Below are 24,092 nucleotides of genomic sequence, written 5' to 3' on the forward strand. Positions count from 1 at the left end.
GAGGTTGCTGTCGTTCCCGTCGTCTTTCCGGGAGCAACCTCGTGCTCGACGGCGTGCAGGGACGTGTTCGGCGCGGCTCGCCGCGCGCGGGGGTCCCGTCAGGCCAGCAGCGCCGGGCCGTACTTGAGCACCACGAGGATCGCGAGACCCACGAGCCACGCCGCCACCAGGTAGCCGAAGGCCCCCGAGCGCACGAACCCGAGCAGCCGCGCCTGCGCGGCGCGCGGCAGGTACAGGTTGTCCTCCAGGACGTTCCAGTGCAGGAGCGACGCGAAGACGAGCGTCGTCGAGACCGTGATGAGCAGGCACCACGGGCACAGCGCGCCGATCACGAACATCGACTGGTAGAAGAGCCAGTAGGCGAAGACGACGCCGAGGAGGTACACGCACTGCGCGGCGAAGAGGAACCAGCGGGGGAACCGTGTCCCGCCCAGCGCCGCGACCGCCGTCGTGATGACGATGGGTTCGGCGATGAGGCCGAGGAACGCGTTGGGGAACCCGAACACCTGCGCCTGCCACGACTGGGCGACCGTCCCGCACGACAGCACGGTGTTGACGTCGCACGACAGCGTGGCCGTCGGGTTCGCGGCGAGGAGCACGGCGTCGTACGACAGCACGAACGCCGCGGTGAGGCTGAGCAGGCCGAACAGCAGCATCTCGCCGAACAGCACGCCGCGGGAGTGGGTCCAGCCGGTCGGGCGGGCGAACGGGTCGAACGCCGCGTCCCGCACGGCCCCCGTGCCCGACGGCGTCCGGCCCGGGCGCGCGTCGTCCGTCAGGGCGGTGGTCGTTCCGGTCACGGGCGGTCCTCGGGTCCGCGGGGCCCCGCCGGGTCGGGGGACGCCCCGGCGGGCGGGCAGAAGGTGGCGCCGGCCGGCAGGGTGGGCGCGCTGCCGGCTCGGCGCCGCACCCAGACTATGAAGCCCGCACCCTCGGCCGACAGGGACCATGGTCCCGGATCCGGGGACGCGCTCGCCTGCTGCCGAGCGATGCGCTCCCGCTCGAGCGCTGCGTCCGGGAACGCATCGGTCGAGCGCGGACGCAGCATTCGCCGGGGGCCGGGCGTGACCGCCCGGTGGGTCGTCCGGGTCGGGGGCGAGTCGCGACCTAAGATCTGGGGGCGCCCGCGCTTCCCGCGGGGCCGCCCCGCCCCCCGAGAGGACCTGCGTGCAGCACGACGACGTCGACTCCCTGCGACGGTCGAGCGCGGCGTGGCGGCTCCTGCGCGCGGACACGGCCCCGCTCGTGCTGTCGTTCCTCGGCACGCTGTTCGTCGAGGACAACGTGCGCGCGATCCCCGAGAGCGAGCTCGTCGCGCGGCTCGACGACCACCTGTGGGCGGTCGACGGCCGGTCCGCGCGGGCCTCAGGAGCAGAGCCGCGGTACCCGCGGGCCCCGCAGGCGTACGTCGACCACTGGGCGCACCCCGACCAGGGCTGGCTGCGCGCCTGGTACCCGCCAGGCTCCGGCGAGCCGCACTACGACGCGACGCCCGCCGTCGAGCAGGCCGTGCGCTGGGTCGCGTCGCTGCGCGGGCGCGGGTTCGTGGGCACCGAGTCGCGGCTCAACACGGTGTTCGAGCTCCTGCGCCAGCTCGCCGTCGGGACCCAGACCGACCCGGCGGAGCGCCTGCGCGAGCTCGAGGAGCGGCGCGCCGCGATCGACGAGGAGATCGCGCAGGTGCGCGCCGGGCGCGTGGCCGTGCTCGACGCCGCGGCGCAGCGCGACCGCTACCAGCAGCTCACGCAGACCGCCGCCGACCTCCTCTCGGACTTCCGCGAGGTCGAGGCGAACTTCCGCTCGCTCGACCGCGAGCTGCGCGAGCGCATCACCGGCTGGGACGGCGCCAAGGGCGAGCTGCTGGAGGAGGTCGTGCGGTCGCGCACGGCCATCGCCGAGTCCGACCAGGGCCGCTCGTTCCACGCGTTCTACGACTTCCTCCTCGACCGCCGCCGGCAGGAGGAGTTCGCCGCGCTCGTCGAGCGCGTCCAGTCCCTCGACGCGATCGTGCCCGACGTCGTGCGGCCGACGCCCGAGGCCGCGGGTCCCGACGCGGTCGTGCGGGTCGCGGTGGACGACGAGCACCGCCGGCTGCGCCGCGTCCACTACGACTGGCTCGACGCCGGCGAGCGCACGCAGGCGACCGTGCGGACCCTCTCGGAGCAACTCCGCCGCTTCCTCGACGACCAGGTCTGGCTCGAGAACCGGCGGGTCATGGACATCCTGCGCGGCGTGGAGGCGAAGGCGCTCGCCGCGCGCGACGTCGCTCGCAGGCCGGCTGGACCGGGCGCGGGAGGTCCCCCGGGGATGGCGGTCGACGCCGTCGCGCCGGAGGTCGTGCTGCCGACGGAGCGGCCGCTCTTCTCGCCCCGGCCCACGGCCCGGCTCGACTCCGACCACGTCGAGGCCGGCGACGACGACTTCGAGGTCGACGCGCTGTACGACCAGGTGCACGTCGACCCGGAGCGCCTCGCACGGGTGGTCCGTGCGACGCTCACCACCCCGGGCGGCCCGGGGGAGGTCGCGCTCGTCGACCTGCTCGCCGCCGCGCCCCTCGAGCACGGCCTGGCCGAGCTCGTGACGTACCTGTCGCTGGAGGACCCGCGCTTCGTCGTCGTGCACGACGAGGAGCGCACCGACGAGGTGCGCTGGGAGGGCGAGGCCCCGACCGGCCCGGTCGCCGACGACGGGGTGCCGGACCCGGTGCTGCGCGTCGCGCGGCTGCCGCGCGTCACGTACGCGCGGCGCACCGGGGCGGGCGGCGACCCGCCGCGGGCGCCGCACGACCCCGTCGCCGTCCTCGACACCCCGCCCACCGCCCGAGCCGCCGAGCGTCTCCACGAGACCGCCGACCCCGCCCCGGAGGAGACCCCGTGAGCACGACCCGCCCCGCGCGCGACCCGGAGCTGTCCGTCGTCGTGACGTCGCTCCTCAAGGGCGTCGTCTACCGCGAGTCCGGCGAGGCGCTGTGGCGCGACCTGCTCGCGCGCGAGCCGCAGGTGCGCGACACCGTCGCGATGATGGGCCTGCAGGTCGTCGTCGACGAGGGCGACGGCTACGCCTACCTGCGCTCGCAGCCCGAGCACGAGCGCGACGAGCGCGTGCCGCGCCTCATCCCGCGCCGCGAGCTGCCGTTCGACGTGAGCCTGCTGCTCGCGCTGTTGCGCAAGCGGCTCGCGCAGGCGGACTCCGAGGGCGGCGAGACGCGGCTCGTGCTCGCGCGCACGGAGATCGTCGACCTGCTGCGGGTGTTCCTCGCGCAGGACCCCGGCGCGGCGGCCAACGAGGCGCGGCTCGTGGACCGCGTGGACGGGCTCGTGCGGCGCGTCGTGGAGCTGGGCTTCCTGCGTCCCGCGGGCCGTCCTGACCCGGACGGTGCGCCCGACGGCGGAGCCGTCCCGGTCGAGGACGGCGACCCGGCCGCGGGCGACGCGCGGCGGTACGAGGTGCGCCGCATCCTCAAGGCGTTCGTGGACGCGCAGTGGCTCGCGGACTTCGACGCGCGCCTCGCGCAGTACCTGGAGCTCGCCGCCGACGGCGGGGCGCGCGGGACGGCGTCGGGCACGGCGGGCACCGGCACGAGCTCGGGGACGAGTGCAACGACGAGCGCAGGCACGACGACGAGGACGGTGGCGTGATGGAGGGCCTGTTCAGCGCGGTCGAGCTGCACGACCCGGCGGCGGACCTCGACGCCCGGGCGGGCTTCCGCCTCGAGCGGCTCGAGGTGCTCAACTGGGGCACGTTCGACCAGCGCGTGTGGGCGTTCGACCTCGACGGGCGCAACGCGCTCCTCACGGGCGACATCGGGTCGGGCAAGTCGACGATCGTCGACGCGGTGACGACGCTGCTCGTGCCGTCGCACCGGATCTCCTACAACAAGGCAGCCGGGGCGGGCGCGCGCGAGCGGTCGCTGCGCTCGTACGTCGCGGGGCACTACAAGTCCGAGCGCGACGAGGCCACGGGCACGACGCGCCACGTCGGCCTGCGCGAGCGCGGCACGTACTCGGTGGTGCTGGGCCGGTTCTCCAACCGCGGGTTCGACCAGGAGGTCACGCTCGCCCAGGTGTTCTGGCTCGCGCCGGGGCAGTCGGGCCAGCCGGACCGGTTCTTCGTCACGGCCGACCGCCCGCTGACGATCACGGCGGACTTCGCCGGGTTCGGCGGCGACGTGGCGGCGCTGCGGCGTCGGCTGCGCGAGTCCGGCGCCCAGGTGCGCGACCACTTCCCCGAGTACGGGCGCGACTTCCGTCGCCTGCTCGGCATCCCGTCGGAGCAGGCGATGGACCTGTTCCACCAGACCGTGTCCATGAAGTCGGTCGGCGACCTCGGCGAGTTCGTGCGGGAGCACATGCTCGAGCCGTTCGACGCGGACCGGTGGACCGACCGGCTCGTCGCGCACTTCGACGACCTCACGAGCGCGCACGACGCCGTCGTGCGGGCCACCGCGCAGATCGAGCGTCTCGCGCCGCTGCTCGCGGACTGCGACGCGCACGACGCGCTGGGGGAGCGGTCCGCGGCGCTCGTGGCGCGGCGCGACGCCCTGCGCGCGTTCACGGCGTCGCGCCGCGTGGCCGACCTCGACGGGCTGATCGGCGCGCTCGACGAGCGCGTCGCGGACGGCGAGTCCCGCCGCCAGCGGGTCGGTGACGAGCTGGGGCTCCTCGCGGCCGAGCGGCAGCGGCTCGAGCTCGAGCGCGCGGGCCACGGCGGCGACCGGCTCGCCGCGATCGAGGGCGAGGTGGCGCGCCGCGAGGTCGAGCGCGCCGCGCGCGAGCGCCGCGTCGCCCAGCTCGCGGGCTATGCCGCGGCGGCGGGCCTCACGCTCGGCGGCCCGGACGGTGCCGAACCCGGGGTCTCCCCCCAGGGTGAGGGCGTCGTGGGGAGCGAGCCAGGGTTCGGCGGCGGGGCGGCGGCAGTGGCCGCCGCGCTCGTCGACGCCGAGGCGTTCGCCGCGCTGCGGCGCGCGGCCGACGACGCCGCGGTGCGCGTGCGCGACGACCTCGCCCGGGCGGAGGAGCGGGTGAGCGAGGTCGCCGCGGAGCTGCGCGCCGTCGAGCAGGAGACCGCCGACGTCAAGGCCGAGCTCGCGAGCCTCGCCGACCGGCGCTCCAACCTGCCGCGCACCCACCTGGAGGTCCGCGACCGGCTGTGCGCCGGCGTCGGGGTGACCCCGGGCGACCTGCCGTTCGTGGGCGAGCTGCTCGCGGTGCGCCCCGAGCACGCCGACTGGGAGGGCGCGGCCGAGCGCGTCCTGCGCGGCTTCGCGCTCTCCCTCCTCGTGCCCGCGGCGCACTACGACGCCGTGTCCGCGTGGGTCGACCGCGAGCACCTGGGCCTGCGTCTCGTGTACCACCGGGTGCCCGCGCGCGTCCCGGCCGCCCGCCCCGCGCCGCGCGACGACGTCCCGCTGCTCGCCGACCTGCTCGACGTGCGCCGCCTCGACGACGCGCCGTCGCTCACCGCGTGGGTCGAGGCCGAGCTGGAGCGGCGCGCCGACCACGCGTGCGCGCCCGACCTCGACGCGTTCCGTCGGCTGCCCCGCGCGATCACGCGCGCCGGCCAGGTCAAGCACTCGCCGGACCACCACGAGAAGAACGACACGCGCGCCGTCGACGACCGCCGCGGCTACGTCCTCGGGTGGTCCACGCAGGCCAAGATCGACGCCCTGCTGGAGCAGGCGGCCGAGGTGACCGCCCGGCGCGACGTCGTCGCGCGCCGTCGGGAGGCCGCCGCAGCCGAGCGGTCCGACCTCCAGGCCCGCTCCGCCGCGCTCGGGCGGCTGGACGTCTACCGCGACTGGGACGAGCTCGACCGGGGCGCCGAGACGGCGCGCATCGCCGAGCTCGCCGAGGAGAAGCGACGGCTCGAGCAGGCGAGCGACGAGCTCGGCCGGATCGCGACGCTGCTCGACGACAACGCGCGCCGCCACGACGAGCTCGAGGCCGAGCGCGACCGCGTCGTCGCGACGCTCGGCGCCGACCGGCACGCGCTCGACGAGGCGCGCTCCGCGCGCGAGCGGGCGCGGGCGGTGCTCGACGGCGCGGGCGAGGTGCTGGACGAGGAGACGACGGCGGCGCTCGCAGCGGAGTTCGACCGCGAGCTCGCGACGGTCGGCCCGCCCGACGGCGTCGACCGGGACGGCTCCGACCGGGACGGCGCGACCGGCCCGACGCGCGCGGCCGACCTGGATGCCGTCGAGAACGCGGTGCGCTCACGGCTCACGGCCGAGGCGGAGCAGGCGCAGCGTGAGCGGGCCGACCTCGGGACCCGCGTCGCGGGCCAGATGGCGTCGTTCCGCTCGACGTACCCGGTCGAGACCGCCGAGCTCGACGCGGACGTGCGGTCGGCCGACGGCTACCGCGAGATCCACGACCGGCTCGTGCGCGACGACCTCCCGCGCTTCGAGGCCGACTTCAAGGCGTACCTCAACACCAACGCGATCCGCGACATCGCGGGCTTCGCGGCCGAGCTCGCCAAGCAGGCCGACGTCATCCGCGACCGGATCGACACGATCAACGACTCGCTCCGCGCGATCGACTACAACCCGGGCCGGTACATCCGGCTCGAGATGTCGCGCACGCCGAACCTGGAGGTGCGCGAGTTCCAGCAGGACCTGCGCGCGTGCACGGACGGCGACGGGATCCTCGCGGAGGACGACCGCGCGCTCGCCGAGGGCGACGGGTCCGTCGCGGGGGACGCCGACGCGCTGTCGTACTCGGAGGACCGGTTCCTGCGCGTCAAGGCGCTCGTCGAGCGGTTCCGCGGGCGCGAGGGCATGACCGACCTCGACGAGGCCTGGCGCCGGCGCGTGACGGACGTCCGCAACTGGTTCGTGCTCTCCGCCTCGGAGCGGTCGCGCGCCGACGACTCCGAGCACGAGCACTACTCCGACTCCGGCGGCAAGTCCGGCGGGCAGAAGGAGAAGCTCGCGTACACCGTGCTCGCGGCGTCGCTCGCCTACCAGTTCAAGCTCGACTGGGGCGCGGTGCGCTCGACGGCGTTCCGGTTCGTCGTCATCGACGAGGCGTTCGGTCGGGGGTCGGACGAGTCCACCCGGTTCGCGCTCGAGCTGTTCCGGCGCCTGGGGCTGCAGCTCCTCATCGTCACGCCGCTGCAGAAGATCCACGTCATCGAGCCGTACATCTCGGCCGTCGGGTTCGTCGACAACCCGTCGGGGCGGTCGTCCCGCCTGCGGACCCTGTCGATCGCCGCGTACCGGGACGGCCGCACGGCCGGCGAGGTGCCGCCGTCGGGCACGGACCTCACCGCTGCGCCGGAGCCTGCGCCCGCCGCGAGGTAGGGTCGCGGGCCAGGCTTCTCCCACGGCGGGTCGGGCTGGTGCCCGACGGCGGTCCCGTCAGCCGAGCGGTCGCGGTCGCCGGGCACCGGCGAGGGTCGAGGCGAGGATCGCCTCGATCGCGAACGCGGTGGACTCGGCGAGGTCCACGGCGTCGGGGTCGAGGAGCCACTGGATCTGGAGGCCGTCCATCGCGCCGATGATCGTGGACGCGGCGAGGTCGAGCGCGGCGTCGGTGAGCTCGTAGTCCGTCTCGGTGTCGCCCGCGGCGCGGCGCTCCTCGATCACCTCGCGCAGCGCGCCCGCGATGTCGGCGCGCAGCCCGGTGAAGCGCTCGGTGACCCAGGCGCTGGCCGGGTGGCCGTCGGTGACGGCCTCGCCCGTGAGCACGGTGTAGGCCTGGACGATACCGGGCCGCTCCGCGTTGATCGCGGCGGTCTTGACGAGGTGCCGGAAGAGGTCGAGCCCGCCGGGGATGTGCTGCCCCTCGAGGTGCTCGACGTCGACGCGGTCCCGGAACTCCAGCACCTCGGTCAGCAGCCGGTCCTTGGAGCCGAAGTGGTGCAGCACCCCGGCGTGGGTGATGCCGACCTGCTCGGCGACCTCGGCGAGCGAGCCCTGGTGGTAGCCCTTGGAACCGAACACGCGCATGGCTGCGCGCAGGATCTCCTCGCGGCGCTCGAGCGTCGCCGGGCGCGTGCGGCGGGGGCGGGGCGTCCGTGCGGGGGCGGCGTCGGTGGCGCTCCGCGCGGGGGTGGCGTCGGTCATGACGGTAACCATACTGTGACCCTCTGTCTCTTACTGACGGGTAAGTAATGTGTGGTTGAATCGCCTCCGGAATGGCGTCGAGGGCGACGGAGCGCCCGGCGTCGCCGCAGATCACGGACTCGCTGAGGAGCCCCCGCGTGACCACTCGCACCGTCGCCCGCCGAACCGTCCGCGCCGCGGCGCGTCGCGCGGCCGTCGTCGCCTCCATCACCGTCCCCGCCGTGCTCGTCGCCTCCGCCTGCGGCCTCGTGAGCCCGGCCCAGGAGCCGACGCCCGAGGCGGTCTCGCCCGTGCTGACGATCGGGATGCCCAACTCGGTGGACGAGGAGGACAACAACCCCTTCGACAGCGGGTCCGCCGCGCAGAAGCTCGGGTACGCGAACGTCCTCTACGAGCCGCTCGCGCAGGTCAACCTCGTCGACCCCGCCCAGGACCCGACCCCCTGGCTCGCGAGCGCCTGGTCCTGGGACGCGGGCTACACGGAGCTGCGGGTCACGGTGCGCGAGGGCGTGCTCTGGTCCGACGGCGAACCCCTCACGCCCGACGACGTCGCCTTCACGTTCACGCTCCGCAAGGACGACCCCGCGCTCAACCCCGACCTCCTCCCGTACGAGGACGTGCGTGTCGAGGGTCGCGACGTCGTCGTGACGTTCGGGAGCGGCCAGTACGTCAACCGCACGAAGGCGATCAACACGTTCGTCGTGCCCGAGCACGTGTGGGCCGACCGTCCCGTCGAGACCCTCCTCGACGACCCGGACGTCGACCCCGTCGGCACGGGCCCGTACGTCCTGGAGGAGTTCGCGCCCGACGGCGTCACCCTCGTCGCTCGGGACGACTACTGGGGCGGGCCCCTCGCCGTCCCCGAGCTGCGGTACGTCGCGTACCCGGACAACGACTCGCTCACCGCGGCGTACGTGAGCGGCGAGGTGCAGTGGGGCTGGGCGTACATCCCCGGCTACGAGACGGTCTACCTCGCCGCCGACCCCGACCACCTCCACCAGTTCGCCCCGACCGGCCTGGCGATCGACGCGCTCTTCCTCAACACGCAGGTGCCGCCGTTCGACGACGTCGCCGTGCGGCGTGCGCTGAACGGCGTGCTCGACCGTGACAGCATCTCGAACTACGCCACCTCCGGCGTCTGGCCCGCGCTGCGCAACGCGACCGGGCTACCGCTGCCGGCCGGCGAGCCGTTCGTCGGCGCCGAGCTCGCCGACCGGGTCCTCGCGGTCGACGTTCCCGCAGCCGCCGCGATCCTCGAGGACGCGGGCTACGAGCTGGTGGACGGCGTCCTGCACGACCAGGACGGCGCTCCCGTCACGTTCACACTGACGAACCCCTCCGGGTGGACCGACTACATGTGGGAGCTCGAGGCGGTCAAGGAGGCGGCCGCGCGGCTCGGCATCGTCGCGACCGTCGAGGGGCAGGACGAGGCCGAGTGGTTCGACAAGATCGGCAAGGGCGACTTCCAGGCGTCGATGCACTGGACCGACGGCGGCGCGACGCCCTGGGACACGTACTCCAGCCAGATGAACGGTGCCCACCTGCGCCCGCTCGGCACCAGCGCCGACCAGAACTTCGGCCGGTTCCAGGACGCGGACGCGGATGCCGCGTTCCTCACCTACGCGTCCTCCACCGACGAGGCGGAGCGCGCCGCGGCGCTGGCCACGATCCAGCACGTCTACGTGGACCAGGTCCCCGCGATCCCGCTCCTCGGCCGGCCGACGGCCGCCCAGTACTCGACCGTCGCGTACACCGGGTTCCCGTCGGACGCCGACCCGTACGCGTCGCCGCAGCCGACCAGCCCGGCGGCGTCTCTCATCCTCACGCGGCTCGTGCCGAGCGCGGGGGAGTAGCGCGCGCCCGGAGCCTCTTCCCGCCGTCTTCTCCGAACGCACACACGCGTCCTCTACGGTGGAGGGATGCCTGCCGACCACGCCCCGACCCGGCCGCTGCCGACCAGCGGCGGGACGGGTACGCGACCGCTCCCGGCGACGCCGCCGGTGCTGCCGCCCGCGCGCTCCGGCGCCCCGTACCAGCCGGTCGCAGCGCCCCCTCCGGCCCCGTACCCGCCGGGGGGTCCGTACCCGCCCGGGGCGTCGTACCCGCCGACGCCGCAGCCCGCGCCCCGCCGTCCCCCGGCCGTCGAGGCGGACGGACCGAGCACCGCGTCGCGGGTCGTCGCCGCCGTCGTCGCGGTGCTCGCCGTCGCCTGCGCGTGGCTCGTGTGGCGGTTCTTCGTCGACACCTTCGCGGGGCAGATGCTCGAGCGCGCGGCGTTCGACGGTGCCGTCACCGGCCAGGGCGAGCTCTGGACGGTGGCGGAGCCGGTCCTGGACACGGTCTCCGTCGCGTTCGTCGTCGGCGGGCTCGGCGCGGCCATGGGCATCGCGCTCCTGCGTCGCCGCTGGGGCCTCGCCGTGCAGGTCGCGTTCCTCGTCGTGGGGGCGAACGTCACGACGCAGCTCGTCAAGCACTCGCTCCTCGGCCGCGAGGAGCTGATCGGCGGCTGGCACTGGGAGAACTCCTTGCCCAGCGGTCACACCACGGTCGCCGGGTCGGTCGCCGCGGCCCTGCTGCTCGTCGTGCCGCGCGCGGCGCGTCCTCTCGTGGCGGTCCTCGGCGGCGCGTACACGGCCGCGACCGGGGTCTCGACCCTCGTCGGGCAGTGGCACCGGCCGAGCGACGTCGTCGCCGCGGTCCTCGTCGTCCTCGCGTGGGCGGCGCTCGTGTGCGCCTTCACGCCGCGGTCGGCCCTCGACCCGGGCGCCGGCTCGTCGCCGGGCTCGACGGTCATGGCCGTCCTCCTCCTGCTCGGAGCCGCGGCGGCCGGTGTGGCGGCGGCGCTCGCGCTGCGGGCGACGCCCGCGACGTGGGACACGACGGCCGCGCAGGAGGTCACCGCGTACGCCGGCGGGGTGGCGGGCGTGCTCGCGGTGACCGCCGCGGCGTTCGCCGTCCTGCTCCTCGTCCGGCAGTCCACGGCTCGCCCGGACGTGCACGCCGTTCGGGGGTAGGGTGCGGCTGGCGCGACGGGAGTAACGTCGTAGGCTGCCACGGCGGACGACCGGACGGTCGTCCCTGGGCGCCGCGGCGCAGCGCGCCCGGGGCGCGGCCCGGCCGCCGTCGGGCACGAACGCCCCGCCACTGACACGTACGCACGGACGAAAGCAGGATCGGATGCCACGCAAGCTCGTGATCGTCGAGTCGCCCGCCAAGGCTCGCAAGATCCAGGGCTACCTCGGCGACGACTACGAGGTCGAGGCGAGCGTCGGGCACATCCGCGACCTCCCGCAGCCGTCCGAGCTGCCCGCGGACATGAAGAAGGGCCCGTACGGGAAGTTCGCGGTCGACGTCGACCACGGCTTCGACCCGTACTACGAGGTCTACGCGGACAAGAAGAAGAAGGTCGCCGAGCTCAAGCGCGCGCTCAAGGACGCCGACGAGCTCTACCTCGCCACGGATGAGGACCGCGAGGGCGAGGCCATCGCCTGGCACCTCCTCGAGGCGCTCAAGCCCAAGGTCCCGGTCAAGCGCATGGTGTTCCACGAGATCACGCGCGAGGCCATCCAGCGGGCGCTGCAGAACACGCGCGACCTCGACGAGCACCTCGTCGACGCGCAGGAGACGCGCCGCATCCTCGACCGCCTCTACGGCTACGAGGTCTCGCCGGTGCTGTGGCGCAAGATCGCCCAGGGGCTCTCGGCCGGCCGTGTCCAGTCGGTCGCGACCCGCCTCGTGGTCGAGCGCGAGCGCGAGCGCATGGCGTTCGTCGCGGCCGAGTACTGGGACGTCACGGGCACGTTCGAGCACGCGGACGCGTCCGCCGCCGACGCCGGGAAGGCGTTCGGCGCCCGGCTCGTGCAGGTCGGCGACGCGCGCGTCGCGTCGGGCCGCGACTTCGACGACCGGGGCCAGCTCAAGGCGGCCGCGGTGCGCGACGGCGTCGCGCACCTCGACGAGGCGACGGCCCGCGCCGTCGTGGCGGGCCTCGCGGACGCTGCCTTCGCCGTGCGCTCCCTCGACACCAAGCCGTACACGCGCCGCCCGGCGGCGCCGTTCACGACGTCGACCCTCCAGCAGGAGGCGAGCCGCAAGCTCCGCATGTCGTCGCGCCAGGCGATGCGGACCGCGCAGTCGTTGTACGAGAACGGTTACATCACCTACATGCGTACGGACTCGCCGTCGCTCTCGGCCGAGGCCACGACCGCGGCCCGGCGCCAGGCCGCCGAGCTCTACGGACCCGAGTTCGTGCCCGAGAAGCCGCGCGTCTACACCGCGAAGAACCAGGGCGCCCAGGAGGCGCACGAGGCGATCCGTCCTGCGGGGGACTCGTTCCGCACGCCCGCGCAGGTCAAGCGCGAGCTGAGCGACGACCAGTTCAAGCTCTACGAGCTCGTCTGGAAGCGCACGGTCGCGTCGCAGATGGCCGACGCCAAGGGCTCGACGGCGTCCGTCCGCCTCGGCGCGACGCTGTCCGCGGCCGCGGGGGACGTCGCGGGTCGCGACGCCGTCTTCGCCGCGTCCGGCACCGTCATCACGTTCCGCGGCTTCCTCGCCGCGTACGAGGAGAGCTCGGACGTCGACCGGTACGCCGAGGACGCGCCCGTCGTCGGGACCAAGGGCGACGACGACGCGCGCCTGCCGCAGATGGCCGAGGGCGACCCGCTGCGCGGGGAGGACCTCACGGCCGACGGGCACTCGACGTCGGCCCCGCCCCGCTACACCGAGGCGAGCCTGGTCAAGGCGCTCGAGGAGCTCGGCATCGGGCGGCCCTCGACCTACGCGTCGACGATCTCGACCATCCAGGACCGCGGGTACGTGCTGTCGCGCGGCCAGGCGCTCGTGCCGAGCTGGCTCGCGTTCGCCGTCGTGCGGCTGCTCGAGGAGCACTTCGACCGGCTCGTCGACTACGACTTCACCGCGCGCATGGAGGCCGACCTCGACGAGATCGCGGCGGGCCGCCGCGACCGCGTCGCGTGGCTCACGGAGTTCTACTTCGGCGACGCCGCGAAGGGGGAGGACGCCGAGGGCCTGCGCGACCTCGTCGCGAACCTCGGCGACATCGACGCGCGCGGCATCAACTCGGTGCCGATCGGGGAGGGCATCCAGCTCCGTGTCGGGCGCTACGGGCCCTACGTGGAGGACCTCTCCGTCCCCGTCAAGGAGGGCGAGAACCCGCCGCGTGCGTCCGTGCCCGACGACGTCGCCCCCGACGAGCTGACCGTCGCCAAGGCGCGCGAGCTCCTCGCGGCCGGCGCCGACGACGGCAAGGTGCTGGGCACCGACCCCGTCTCGGGCAACGAGGTCGTCGCGAAGGCGGGCCGCTACGGCCCGTACGTCACCGAGGTGCTCGACCTCCCGCCGATCGACACGAGCCTCTCGGCCGCCGCGCAGAAGAAGGCCAAGGCCGCGCAGCCCAAGCCGCGCACGGCGTCGCTGCTCAAGACGCAGTCGCTCGACACGATCACGATCGACGACGCGCTGCGCCTGCTGTCGCTGCCGCGCGTCGTCGGGACGGACCCGGAGTCGGGCGAGGAGATCACGGCGCAGAACGGCCGCTACGGGCCCTACCTCAAGAAGGGCACCGACTCGCGCTCGCTGCCCGACGAGGAGTCGATGTTCACCGTCACCCTCGACGAGGCGATCGAGCTCTACAAGCAGCCCAAGCGCGGCCGCGGCCAGCGCGCCGCGACCCCGCCGCTGCGCGAGCTCGGCGACGACCCGAACAGCGGCAAGCCGATCGTCGTCAAGGACGGCCGCTTCGGCGCGTACGTCACCGACGGCGAGACGAACCGCACCCTCCCGCGCGACGTCACGCCCGAGTCGATCACTCCCGAGGCCGCGATCGAGCTCCTCGCCGAGAAGCGCGCCCAGGGCCCGGCCAAGAAGCGCACCACGGCCCGCAAGCCCGCCGCCAAGAAGGCCCCGGCCAAGAAGTAGCCGCCCGAGGTAGAGGTGTGGTCGGGTTTCGGGCCCGCGTGGTCGGGTCCGCGGTGGGGGTGGGCTCGGTGCTCGGGGCTGCGGCGCCGTCACCGTGGCCTGCCGGGCGTGGGTCTGTGGAGCGCCGCTTTGACGCCCTTTCGCATCCGAGCCCACCCCCACCGCTCGGCCGTCGCCGTGCCGAGGTAGAGGCCTGGTCCGCCGAGGTGGAACCACGGTCGCCGAGGTAGAGCCCTGGTCATGCCCGACGACGGGTGGGTCGCCTCTCAGGTCGGGTCCCCGCGGACCGGGGTGTGACGGTGAACCGACGCCGCGGGCGGTCGCCCGACGTGAGCGCCGACCAGGGTGAGGCGAAGCCGGGTCGGGGTGGGTGGTGGTGCCGCGTCGTGGCGGGCCTGGCGGGAGCCGCGAGGAACGAGCGGCGGATGGTAGACGCGGCACCACCACCCACCCCGACCACCCAGGGCGACCACACGCCGTCGGGCATGACCACGGCTCTACCTCGCGGGGCGGACGCGGCTTGGCACGATAGATGAGTGCTGTTATAACAGTGCTGTGACATCAATCGACCCCACCACGGTTCCCGGGCGTTGGGACGCGTTGCACGCGCTGCTGCGGCGGCTCGACGACGAGATCGGCACGGTCTACACCGACCGTGGCATCGAGGGCGTGCGGTCGCGGTTCGTGTACCCGCTGATCCGGCTCTCGCACACCGGCCCGCTCACCATCCGTGAGCTCGCGGTGTCGCTCGGGCGGACGCACTCGGCGATGAGCCAGACCGTGACGGCCATGCGGCGTGAGGGCCTGGTCGAGACCGAGGCGGGCGAGGACGCCCGCACGCGCCGCGTGGCGCTCACGGAGAAGGCTCGCGCGCTCGTCCCGCTCCTGGAGGCGGAGTGGCGCGCGACCGAGGAGTCCGTCGCCGAGATCGACGACGAGCTGCCCCATGCCCTGAGCGCGGTCGTCGTCGAGCTCGAGCGCGTCCTCGCGCGACGGTCGTTGCGCGAGCGGCTCGTGGAGCGGCTCGACGCGGCGGGCTACCCGCTGCCCGCCGAGCCCACCGGTCCGGACCCCGAGGCCGCCCCGCCCGAGGGCCGCTGAGGTGCGCCGCCACGTCCTCGACCTCCGCCCCCTGCGCTCCAGCCGTTCGTACCGCGACCTGTGGGCGGGCTCGGCCGTCGGTGGGCTCGGGTTCCAGGTCGCGAGCGTCGCCGTGCTGCTCCAGGTGTGGGAGCTCACGCACAGCCCGCTGTGGACGGGCACGATCGGCCTGGCTACCGCCGTCCCGCTCCTGACGCTCGGGCTCGTCGGCGGTCACCTCGCCGACGTCCACGACCGGCGCACGATCATGCGGCTCGCCGCGGCCGGGCAGGTGCTGGCCGCGGCGGGGCTCGCCGCGCAGGCCCTCGCGGGCAACCGGTCCGTGTGGCTGCTCCTCGGCCTCGTGAGCCTCGGGGCGGCGTGCAACGCGCTGGGCTCACCGGCCCGGCGGACCGTGCCGCCGCGTCTCCTCCCGCCCGACCAGGTGGCCGCCGGGCTCGCGCTGCAGAACCTCGCGTTCCAGGTCTCGATGCTCGTCGGCCCGGCGCTCGCCGGCCTGGTGGTCGCGCACTGGGACCTCCCGGCGGCGTACGGGCTCCAGGCCGCGGCGGCGCTCGTCGCGCTGCTCGGGCTCGTGCGTCTCCCGCCGCTGCCCCCGGGTGGCTCGCCGGGCCCGTCCGCCAAGGTGGCCGCGGTCGTGCCCGCGGTGGCGCCCACCGAGGACCGTGCGGTGGGGGCGGATGCTCCGGCCGAGCCGACGGCGGCGGGTGCGCCGGCCGCCGGACGCGCGCCGCGCCGTCGGGCCGCCGCGGGCGGGTGGTCGATCGTGTGGCGCAGACCGACCCTGCGCGGGTCGTTCGCGACCGACGTCGCGGCGACGGTGCTCGCGATGCCGATCTCGCTCTTCCCGCTCGTGAACGAGCTCCGGTTCGACGGCGACCCGCGCACCCTCGGGCTGTTCCTCTCGGCCGTCGCGGTGGGCGGGATCGGGGCGGGCCTGTTCTCGGGTGCGGTGACCCGGGCGCCGCGGGCCGGAGCGCTCCAGCTCGCCGCCGCGGCGACGTGGGGCGTCGCGCTCGCCGGGTTCGGCCTCGCGGGCCCGTTGTGGCTCGCGCTGGGCTGCCTCGCTGTGGCGGGTGCCGCTGACACGGTGAGCGTGGTGACCCGCGGCGCGCTCGTCCAGCTCGAGACGCCGGACGAGTTCCGGGGGCGCGTGTCGTCGGTCGAGCACGTCGTGGGCGTCGCGGGGCCGGAGGTCGGCAACTTCCGCGGCGGAGTGCTCGCGTCGCTCACCTCCGCCCCTGTCGCGCTGGCGGTGGGCGGCCTGGCGGCGAGCGCCGTCGTCGGCCTGGTCGCCTGGCGCAACGCCCCGCTCCGCCGCTACCGCACCCCGACCCCCGAGCCGATCCCCGTCCGTTGAGTGCTGGGTATGTGTCGTCCTGACGGCACCGGGACGACGACTGTCCAGCGCTCAGCGGGCGCCGGGGTGGTCAGTCGATCGTGACCGCGTCGAGGACGGGGAGGCGGGCGGCGCGGATCGCGGGCCAGACGCTCGCGACGAGGCCGATCACGACGGCGACGCCGAGGATCGCGAGGACCTGACCCCACGGGACGGCGAGCGTGCTCAGGCCCTCGTCGGCCAGGACGCCGGGCAGCGCGGCGCCGATCCCGATGCCCGTGGCGACGCCCAGCACCGTCCCGTAGACCGCGGTGAGCACCGACTCGATCGCGATCACGCCGGCCAGCTGCAGCCGCCCGAGCCCGACGGCGCGCAGCAGCCCGATCTCGCGCGTGCGCTCGATGATCGACAGCGCGAGCGTGTTGACGATCCCGAGCAGCGCGATGACGATCGACAGCGCGAGCAGCGCGTAGAGGATCACGAGCACCTGGTTCACCTGGTCGGCGAACGCAGAGGCCGTGTCCTCGCGGTCGAGGACCGTGACGACGAGGAACGGCTCGACGGCGGTCGTCAGCGCCGCGCGCAGCTCGTCCACCTGGGCCGCGCTCGCCCCGTCCGCGGCCGATACGTAGACGATCCGGACGCTCGCCTGCGCGGCCGGCACGACGGCGTCGAACACGTCGTCGCGCACGAGGATCCCCGTCCCGACGAGCTGGCTGTCGATCACCGCGCCCACGCGCACCTCGACCGCGGCGTCCCCCTCGCCCAGGCGCAGGGCGTCGCCCACCTCCCAGCCGCGCTCGCGCGCGGTGCGCCGGTGCACGACGGCGTCCCCCGCCTCGAGCGTCGCTGTCGGGTCTCCCGCGAGCGCCACGGGGTCGAGCGCGGTGTCGAAGAAGCCCGCCGGCACGCCGGCCACGTCCGTCCCGCGCGCCTCCCCGGCGCCCGACCCGGACGTCGCGCTCCCGGACGTCTCGACCGTCGCGACGGGCGCGAGCCCGAGGCGCACGGTGTCGACGACCGCGGCACCGGGCGTCGCCGTCACGGCGTCGACCGCGCCGTCGGGGACCACGAGCGTCGCCGAGTCGACGACGAGGTCCGCCCGCACCTCGTTCTCGACGATGCTCCGCACGGACGCCTGGGTCGAGGCGGCGATGACGCCCGTGACGGACACGAGCGCCATGCCGATGAGCAGGGCGCCCGCGGTGCTCGCGGTGCGGCGCGGGTTGCGCGTGACGTTGCCGCGCGCGAGGCGGCCGAGCGGCCGCAGCGCGACGACGAGCGGCCACGCGAGCACGGTGAGCACGCCGCGCGCGACGGCCGGGGAGCCGACGAGCACCCCGACGAGCACGAGCCCCGCGCCGACGCCGAGCAGCACGCGCGGGCTCAGGTCGTCGACCCACGCCCACCCGGTCGGGGCGTCGGCGACCGCGGACCCGAGGAACGCGGCGAGCCACAGCACCCCGGCGCCCGCCGCGACGAGCACGACCCCGCCGACGGCCCGGACGCCGGTCCCGCGGTCCGGGGCGACGTCGTCGCGCATCGCCTGGACGGGAGGGATCGCCGCGGCGCGTCGCGCGGGCAGGACCGCGGCGAGCAGGCTGACGACCGCCCCGAGCCCGACCGCCGCGACGACCTGCGGTGCGCCGAGCGGCACGCGGCCGGAGAACTCCATGCCGGCCAGGGCGAGCCCCCACCGGATGACGCGCACGAGCCCCGCGCCGGCAAGGACGCCGAGCCCGCCGCCGACGAGCCCGACGACGAACGCCTGCACGAGCACGGACGTGAACACCTGACCGGGTGACGCGCCGAGCGCGCGCAGGAGCGCGAGCTCGCGCAGCCGCTCGCGCACCGACATGGCGAACGTGTTCGCGATGATGAACGCCCCGACGAACAGCGCGATCGCCGCGAACACGAGCAGGAACGTCTCGACGAAGCCGAGCACCTCCTCGACGGCCTCGCTCGCCTCGGCGCGCGCCTGCTCGCCCGTCACGGCCTCGGCGCCGTCGGGCAGCACGTCCCCGACGCGCTGCGCGAGCGCGTCCTCGTCGACGTCCTGTGATGAGCGAGACGACCAGACCGAGAGCTGCGGCACCATGCCGTCCGGCGCGAACGCCTCGCGCGCGGTCTCCCCGTCGATCCCGACGAGCACCGCGCCCGCCGCGGCGGCCTCGATCCCGAAGACGCCGGACACCGTCACAGGTGTCGGCTCGCCGCCCAGCACGACCGTCGTCGCGTCTCCGGTCCCCAGCCCGGCCGTCTCCGCCGCGCTCTGCTCGAGCACGATCTCGCCCGGACCCGGCCACGCACCGTCGAGCAGGGTGAGGCTCGGGTCCTCGGGGTCGATCGAGAACGCGGTGCTGGGCGGTCCCGTCGTCACGACGGCGGTCCCGTCGGCGGCGACGAGCACGACCGGCCCGGAGACGTCCGGCACGGCGCGCGCGACGCCGTCGACCGCCTCGACGTCCGCGGCGAGGTCCGCCGGGACGAGCGTGCGGTCGCCCGCGAACCCGTTCCCGCCGTTCCCGCCGCCCGGGCTGGTCGCGTCCCCGGTGACCTCCTGCGAGCCGCGCACGTAGACGTCGGCGGTGAGGGTCGTCGCGATGATGTCGTCGAACGTGGAGGAGAGCATGCCGCGGAACGCGAACGTGCCCACGACGAACGCGACGCCCAGCGTCACGGCGAGCACCGAGAGCACGAACCGCACGACGTGCGCGCGCACGCCCCGCAGCGCGACGCGGATCATGCCGGGTCGACCGGCGCGGCGTGGCGCCCGGCCGGAGCCACGGACGCGCCGCCCGCGGTTCCGGTCGGCCCGGCGGGCGGGGCGTCGTCGCCCGCGGCGAGCGCGAGGGCGTCGAGGATGTCCTGCTGCGACGGGTCGTGCAGCTCGCCCGCGAGGCGGCCGTCGGCGAGGAACACGACGCGGTGCGCGTACGACGCCGCGCGCGGGTCGTGCGTGACCATGACGACGGTCTGGTCGAGCTCGTCGACGGACCGCCGGAGGAACGCGAGCACCTCGCCCGCGGACCGGGAGTCGAGGTTGCCGGTCGGCTCGTCGGCGAACACGATCGACGGCCGCGAGACGAGCGCCCGCGCGCACGCGACGCGCTGCTGCTGCCCGCCGGACAGCTCGGACGGGCGGTGGTGCAGGCGGTCGCGCAGCCCGACCGAGTCGACGACCTCGTCGAACCAGGCCCGGTCCACGTGCGTGCGCGCGATGTCGAGCGGGAGCGTGATGTTCTCCGCCGCGGTGAGCGTGGGGACGAGGTTGTACGCCTGGAAGACGAACCCGACGCGCGTGCGGCGCAGCGCCGTGAGGCGCCGCTGCGACATCCGGCTGATCTCCTGCCCGTCGATCACGACGCTCCCGGAGGTCGGCGAGTCCAGGCCCGCCAGGCAGTGCATGAGCGTCGACTTGCCCGAGCCGGACGGCCCCATGATCGCGGTGAGCCGCCCGCGCGCGAAGTCGACGTCGACGCCGTCGAGCGCGCGCACCGCCGTCGGACCGGACCCGTAGACCTTGACGAGGTCGCGCGCGCTCGCGCGCGCCTCGGGCACGTCCGGGGTGTCGGTCGGCGCGTCGGTCCGGGGCGCGGGGGACGTCATGGTCCCCATCGTGGCGCGACGGGGAGCGCGCCGCACCACCCGCGCGGGGGAGATGCCGTCCCGCGGCGCAGGACGTCGCCCCGACGTGCCGTGGACACCGCGCCGTGGGAGCGATCCCACCGGGATAGCGTGGGGCCATGAGCATCGACGCCCAGGCGGCTGCCGAGAACTCGGCACAGCTCGCCGTCCACCCTGTCCCCGACCTCTCCGCCGACGTCACCGGCACGGTCCTCGACCCGCGCAGCGCGCCGCCGATCCGCTGGGGCATCCTCGGGGCGGGCGGGATCGCGTCGTCGTTCGCGGAGGCGGTGCGCCTGCACACGCAGGGTCGCGTCGCCTCGGTCGGCTCGCGCGACCGCGTGCGCGCGGAGCGCTTCGCCACCGCGCACGGCGTCCCGACGACGCACCACGGCTACGAGGAGCTCGTGGAGGACCCGCAGGTCGACGTCGTGTACGTCGCGACGCCGCACTCCCACCACCGCGAGCACGCGCTGCTCGCCATCGCCGCGGGCAAGCACGTGCTCGTCGAGAAGGCGTTCACGCGCAACGAGGCCGAGGCGGTCGAGGTGCTCGACGCCGCGCGCGAGGCGGGCGTCTTCGTCATGGAGGCCATGTGGACGCGGTTCCTGCCGCACGTCGCCGCGCTGCGCGGGGTGATCGCGCGCGGGGAGATCGGCGACGTCGTCAACCTCAGCGCCGACCACGGGCAGTGGTTCGCGTTCGACCCGGAGCACCGGCTCTACGCACCGGAGCTCGCGGGCGGCGCGCTGCTCGACCTGGGCGTGTACCCGGTGTCGTTCGCGCACGACCTGCTGGGCGTGCCGTCCTCGGTCACCGCGGTGGGCTCGCTCACGGAGACGGGCGTGGACGGGCAGGTGAGCATCACGCTCGGCTACGGCGACACCCAGGCCACGCTGTCGACGACGCTGTGGTCGCGCACCGCGACGACGGCCGTGATCTCGGGGACCGCGGGGCGCATCGAGGTCGAGGGCGCGTTCTACGCGCCGACGTCGTTCCGCGTGGTCCGGCACGACGGCTCGTCCTGGTACTACGACGGCTTCACGGGCGAGGGCAAGCAGTACCAGGCGGCCGAGGTCGCGCGCCGTGTCGCCGCGGGGGAGACGCAGAGCCCGCGCATGTCGTGGGACTCGACGCTCGAGGTCATGCGGACGCTCGACGAGGTCCGTCGCCAGGTCGGGGTCGTCTACCCCGGGGAATGAGACCACCCGACGCAGGTCGTCACCGGTCCTTGAAGTAGCGGAAGAGGTGCTGCTCGCGGACGAGGCAGGCGGCGACCGTCGCCCCGACCACGGCGCACAGGGCGCCGAGCACCGGGCCGCGGACCACGACGTCGAACACCGCTGTCGGGTCCATCGCCCCGACCCGGGCGACGACCACGCGGAGCCCGACCACGCTCATCGCGGTCCCGACCGCCGCCCAGACGACGGTCTCGAGCGACGACGTCGCGAGCTGCGCGGAGCGCGACTGCCCGGCGTGGAGCGCGCCCGCGTGCTCGAGGCGACGTCGTCGCACGCTCGCGTAGCCGAGGACGAGGCCGAGGACCGCGCACGCCGCGACGGTGTACCGGGTCGGTCGGGCGACGTACGTGGCGTGCGCGTCGTAGGCCGCACCGAGGGAACGGTTCACCTGGCCGACGGTGATGGCTTCGGTGCTCTGCGGCTGGACGTCGACGACGCCCCGGAGCAGGTCCTCGACGGCGGGCGTCGTCGGCCAGGCGGCTGCCCAGCACTCCTCGAACCGGGCGTTCGTCACGGTGGGCCGGAGGACCGCGAAGCCCAGGCGGCCGTCGCGGCCGTCGTCGGGCCACGCGAACGTGCCGGCGAGCACGAGAGGCCCGTCGTCGGTCTCGAGCGTCGCGCCCCGGGCGAGCCCCAGTCGCTCCGCGAGCTGGTCGGACATCCACACGCCCTCGGGCAGCGGCGAGCGCACGGCGAGGACGCCCGCCAGGGACGGCGTGACCGCGAACGACTGCAGCGGGCTGGCCGGGGTCGCGGACGGGACGACGGGCGTCGTCGGGACCAGCGCCCCCGCGTCCTGCACGGAGGTCGACCCACCGAGCGCGTCGCACGCCTGCGGGTCGACCAGGCCCGGTGCGCTCACCGTGCGCACGTCGGCGGCCGCGGAGCGGTACCGCGCCGCGTCGTGCTCCATGCCGACGATCGTCGAGGCGTCGAGCGCGGCGAGCGCCCCCGCCGCGACGCCCAGGGCGAGCGCGAGCCCGACGGCGCGGGTCGTCCCCGTGGCCAGGTTGCGGGCGACCTCGGAGAGGATCGTGGAGAGTCTCACGGCTGTCCCACCACCGGGTCGTGGACGAGGCGGACCATGTCGACCACGCGGTCGCACGCCGCACGGGTGTCCGGGTCGTGGGTCGCGATCACGACGATCGACCCTCCGGCGGCGATGTTGCCGAGCGTCGCGTTGACGGTCGCCGCGGTCCGGGTGTCGAGCTGCGCGGTCGGCTCGTCGACGAGCAGCAGGTCCGGGGCGGTGCAGACCGCGCGCGCGAGCATGAGCCGCTGCGCCTCGCCGCCCGAGAGCGCGGAGAACGGCCGGTCGGCGGCGTGCTCCAGGTCGAACATCCGCAGCACCCCGAGCGCCTCGGCCGATGCCGCTCGGCGGGTCTGGCCGCGGGCGACGAGGGGGAAGGCCACGTGGTCGAGCGCCGACCGTCGGGGGGACGCCGTACGGGTTCTGGAACACCCAGCCCGTCCGTTCGATCCCGGTCTTCGTGAGGGTGCCCGCCGTCGGGGTCTCCCAGCCGGCGAGGATCGACAGGAGCGTCGACTTCCCGCAGCCCGAGGGGCCGCACAGGCCGACGACCTCGCCCGGAGAGAGGCGGAGGTCGAGGTCCTCGAACAGCATCGGCGTGCCCGGGAACCTGTGCCCCAGGCCTTCGACGCGCACCTCCCGCGCGCGGCGGCCGGCCGGGGGCTCAGCATCGGGCCGGGCGTCGGGCCCGACGCCCGGTCGTGTGCTGTGCGTCGCGCTCATCCGCAGCCGTCCGCGGTGATCGCCTCGCCGACGTCCACGGTGGTCGGCGCCTCACCCTCGACGGTCACGAGGCTCGCGCCGAGGCCGGACCCCACGATCGTCACGGGCCGGGCGACGCCGTCGGACTGGATGCACGCCGACGTGCCCTGGACCGCGAAGACGGCCGACGGCGGGACGCGCAGGGCGGCGAGGGGCTCGGCGAGCTGGGTCGTGGCCGGTGCGGTGTCCGGGGAGTCCGAGGCACGCGTCGCCCGGTAGTCCGGCGTGGCGGCGGCTGCCGCGAGGAACGCGGGGTCGGTCGCCGTCCCGGAGTCGTCGAGCACGGTCGTGCTGCCGAAGAGCGTGAGCGTGCGCGGCCCGGGGGCGAGCCCGTTCGGGACCTCGTTGATGCTGACGCTCGTCAGCGCGGCCGGGGTGGTGCCGACGTCGCCGGCGCCGAGCAGGGTGCCGAGCGTCGCCGTCCAGGTCTCGGGAACGACGCTCGGCGCGGGGAGCCACATGACGTGGGAGAGCGCGAGGCTCCCGGTCGGCTTCGTCGCGCCAGCCCGCTTCTGGAGCTCCTTGACGGCCGCCGTCGTGCCGCGCCCGTAGTAGCCCGTGGTGTCGACCGTGTAGCCGAGCCGCACCAGCTCGTCCTGCAGGGCCTGCACGTCGATGCCCCGGTCGCCCTGCGTCAGGTCGCGATAGAGGGGGACGGTCGTGTGCAGCGCCACGACGGGCTCGCTGTCGACGTCGAAGATCGTCGCCCCGGAGGCGATCTCCTGCCCCGGGGCGGCGAACGCCTCCGTCACCGTGCCGGTCGCGGCGCTGCGGAGGGCCACGGGCTCCGACACGTGCAGCGTGACGTTGACGGTCCGGTCGTCGTCGAACTGCTGCGGCGCCACCGGGGAGGAGCGCTCGTCGCTCGCCGCGGTGAGCTCGTCGGGCACCTGGGGCGGAGCGAGGAACAAACCCGCTCCCACCCCCAGGGCGCCGACCGCGATGCTGGTCAGCAGCACCGCGGACGAGCGTCGGATCCCGGCCACG

16 protein-coding genes and 1 pseudogene are annotated in these 24,092 nt (G+C 75.0%); 9 read left to right on the forward strand and 8 right to left on the reverse strand.

Going from position 1 to position 24,092, the window contains the following annotated elements; genetic code table 11:
• Positions 1-98: 98 nt before the first annotated feature.
• A complete protein-coding gene (locus tag JOE63_RS05495) occupies positions 99-800 on the reverse strand; it encodes a vitamin K epoxide reductase family protein (protein WP_307839950.1) in 702 nt (233 codons plus the stop codon).
• A 367-nt stretch (positions 801-1,167) separates the two neighbouring features.
• On the opposite strand from JOE63_RS05495, the gene JOE63_RS05500 reads away from it, so the two are divergent.
• The 3 genes from JOE63_RS05500 to JOE63_RS05510 are packed head-to-tail and all read left to right on the forward strand — an operon-like array spanning position 1,168 to position 7,300.
• On the forward strand, positions 1,168-2,877 hold the full coding sequence (locus JOE63_RS05500) for a DUF3375 domain-containing protein (protein WP_204539752.1): 1,710 nt from the start codon (positions 1,168-1,170) through the stop codon (positions 2,875-2,877).
• Positions 2,874-3,638 (forward strand): DUF4194 domain-containing protein, encoded by a 765-nt coding sequence (locus tag JOE63_RS05505; protein WP_204539755.1) that lies wholly within the window; start codon positions 2,874-2,876, stop codon positions 3,636-3,638. Before JOE63_RS05500 ends, JOE63_RS05505 begins: the two co-directional genes overlap by 4 nt.
• Entirely contained in the window at positions 3,638-7,300 is a 3,663-nt protein-coding gene (locus JOE63_RS05510) for an ATP-binding protein (protein WP_204543480.1), read from the forward strand. The genes JOE63_RS05505 and JOE63_RS05510 overlap by 1 nt, the downstream gene beginning before the upstream one ends.
• Positions 7,301-7,357: 57 nt before the next feature.
• Here JOE63_RS05510 and JOE63_RS05515 read toward each other — a convergent pair whose 3' ends face one another.
• On the reverse strand, positions 7,358-8,065 hold the full coding sequence (locus JOE63_RS05515) for a TetR/AcrR family transcriptional regulator (protein ID WP_239576628.1): 708 nt from the start codon (positions 8,063-8,065) through the stop codon (positions 7,358-7,360).
• A gap of 137 nt (positions 8,066-8,202) precedes the next feature.
• On the opposite strand from JOE63_RS05515, the gene JOE63_RS05520 reads away from it, so the two are divergent.
• The 5 genes from JOE63_RS05520 (at position 8,203) to JOE63_RS05540 (ending at position 16,466) form a co-directional block, all read left to right on the forward strand.
• A complete protein-coding gene (locus tag JOE63_RS05520) occupies positions 8,203-9,918 on the forward strand; it encodes an ABC transporter substrate-binding protein (protein WP_204539758.1) in 1,716 nt (571 codons plus the stop codon).
• Between the two features lie 66 nt (positions 9,919-9,984).
• Positions 9,985-11,079: a phosphatase PAP2 family protein gene (locus JOE63_RS05525; RefSeq protein ID WP_204539761.1), complete on the forward strand. Its 1,095-nt coding sequence runs from the start codon at positions 9,985-9,987 to the stop codon at positions 11,077-11,079.
• A 163-nt stretch (positions 11,080-11,242) separates the two neighbouring features.
• A complete protein-coding gene (gene topA, locus JOE63_RS05530; protein WP_204539764.1) occupies positions 11,243-14,005 on the forward strand; it encodes a type I DNA topoisomerase in 2,763 nt (920 codons plus the stop codon).
• A gap of 555 nt (positions 14,006-14,560) precedes the next feature.
• Complete coding sequence (locus JOE63_RS05535; protein WP_204539767.1) at positions 14,561-15,106, forward strand: MarR family winged helix-turn-helix transcriptional regulator; 546 nt, start codon at positions 14,561-14,563, stop codon at positions 15,104-15,106.
• 1 nt (position 15,107) lies between these two features.
• The gene (locus JOE63_RS05540) at positions 15,108-16,466 is read left to right on the forward strand and encodes an MFS transporter (RefSeq protein ID WP_204539770.1); all 1,359 of its coding nucleotides are present in this window, start codon (positions 15,108-15,110) and stop codon (positions 16,464-16,466) included.
• A gap of 70 nt (positions 16,467-16,536) precedes the next feature.
• On the opposite strand, the gene JOE63_RS05545 is transcribed toward JOE63_RS05540, so the two are convergent.
• Entirely contained in the window at positions 16,537-19,191 is a 2,655-nt protein-coding gene (locus JOE63_RS05545; RefSeq protein ID WP_204539773.1) for an ABC transporter permease, read from the reverse strand.
• Positions 19,188-20,054, reverse strand: a complete 867-nt coding sequence (locus JOE63_RS05550) for an ABC transporter ATP-binding protein (protein ID WP_087471086.1) — start codon at positions 20,052-20,054, stop codon at positions 19,188-19,190. The genes JOE63_RS05545 and JOE63_RS05550 overlap by 4 nt, the downstream gene beginning before the upstream one ends.
• A 137-nt stretch (positions 20,055-20,191) precedes the next feature.
• Here JOE63_RS05550 and JOE63_RS05555 point away from each other — a divergent pair, with 137 nt between their 5' ends.
• Positions 20,192-21,274, forward strand: coding sequence for a Gfo/Idh/MocA family protein (locus tag JOE63_RS05555; RefSeq protein WP_087471087.1), 1,083 nt, complete (start codon positions 20,192-20,194; stop codon positions 21,272-21,274).
• A gap of 19 nt (positions 21,275-21,293) precedes the next feature.
• Here JOE63_RS05555 and JOE63_RS05560 read toward each other — a convergent pair whose 3' ends face one another.
• The 4 genes and pseudogenes from JOE63_RS05560 to JOE63_RS05570 all read right to left on the reverse strand — a co-directional run bounded on the left by JOE63_RS05560 (position 21,294) and on the right by JOE63_RS05570 (position 24,091).
• Entirely contained in the window at positions 21,294-22,361 is a 1,068-nt protein-coding gene (locus JOE63_RS05560; RefSeq protein ID WP_204539776.1) for a hypothetical protein, read from the reverse strand.
• Positions 22,358-22,726, reverse strand: coding sequence for an ATP-binding cassette domain-containing protein (locus tag JOE63_RS21635; RefSeq protein WP_204539779.1), 369 nt, complete (start codon positions 22,724-22,726; stop codon positions 22,358-22,360). The genes JOE63_RS05560 and JOE63_RS21635 overlap by 4 nt, the downstream gene beginning before the upstream one ends.
• A 127-nt stretch (positions 22,727-22,853) precedes the next feature.
• Positions 22,854-23,066: pseudogene (locus tag JOE63_RS21775) on the reverse strand (ATP-binding cassette domain-containing protein); the annotation flags it as partial.
• On the reverse strand, positions 23,063-24,091 hold the full coding sequence (locus JOE63_RS05570) for a peptidoglycan-binding domain-containing protein (protein WP_204539783.1): 1,029 nt from the start codon (positions 24,089-24,091) through the stop codon (positions 23,063-23,065). The gene JOE63_RS05570 and the pseudogene JOE63_RS21775, both read right to left, overlap by 4 nt.
• Position 24,092 lies beyond the last annotated feature (1 nt).

It is taken from the genome of Cellulosimicrobium cellulans (genome assembly GCF_016907755.1).
GTDB lineage: Bacteria > Actinomycetota > Actinomycetes > Actinomycetales > Cellulomonadaceae > Cellulosimicrobium > Cellulosimicrobium cellulans_D.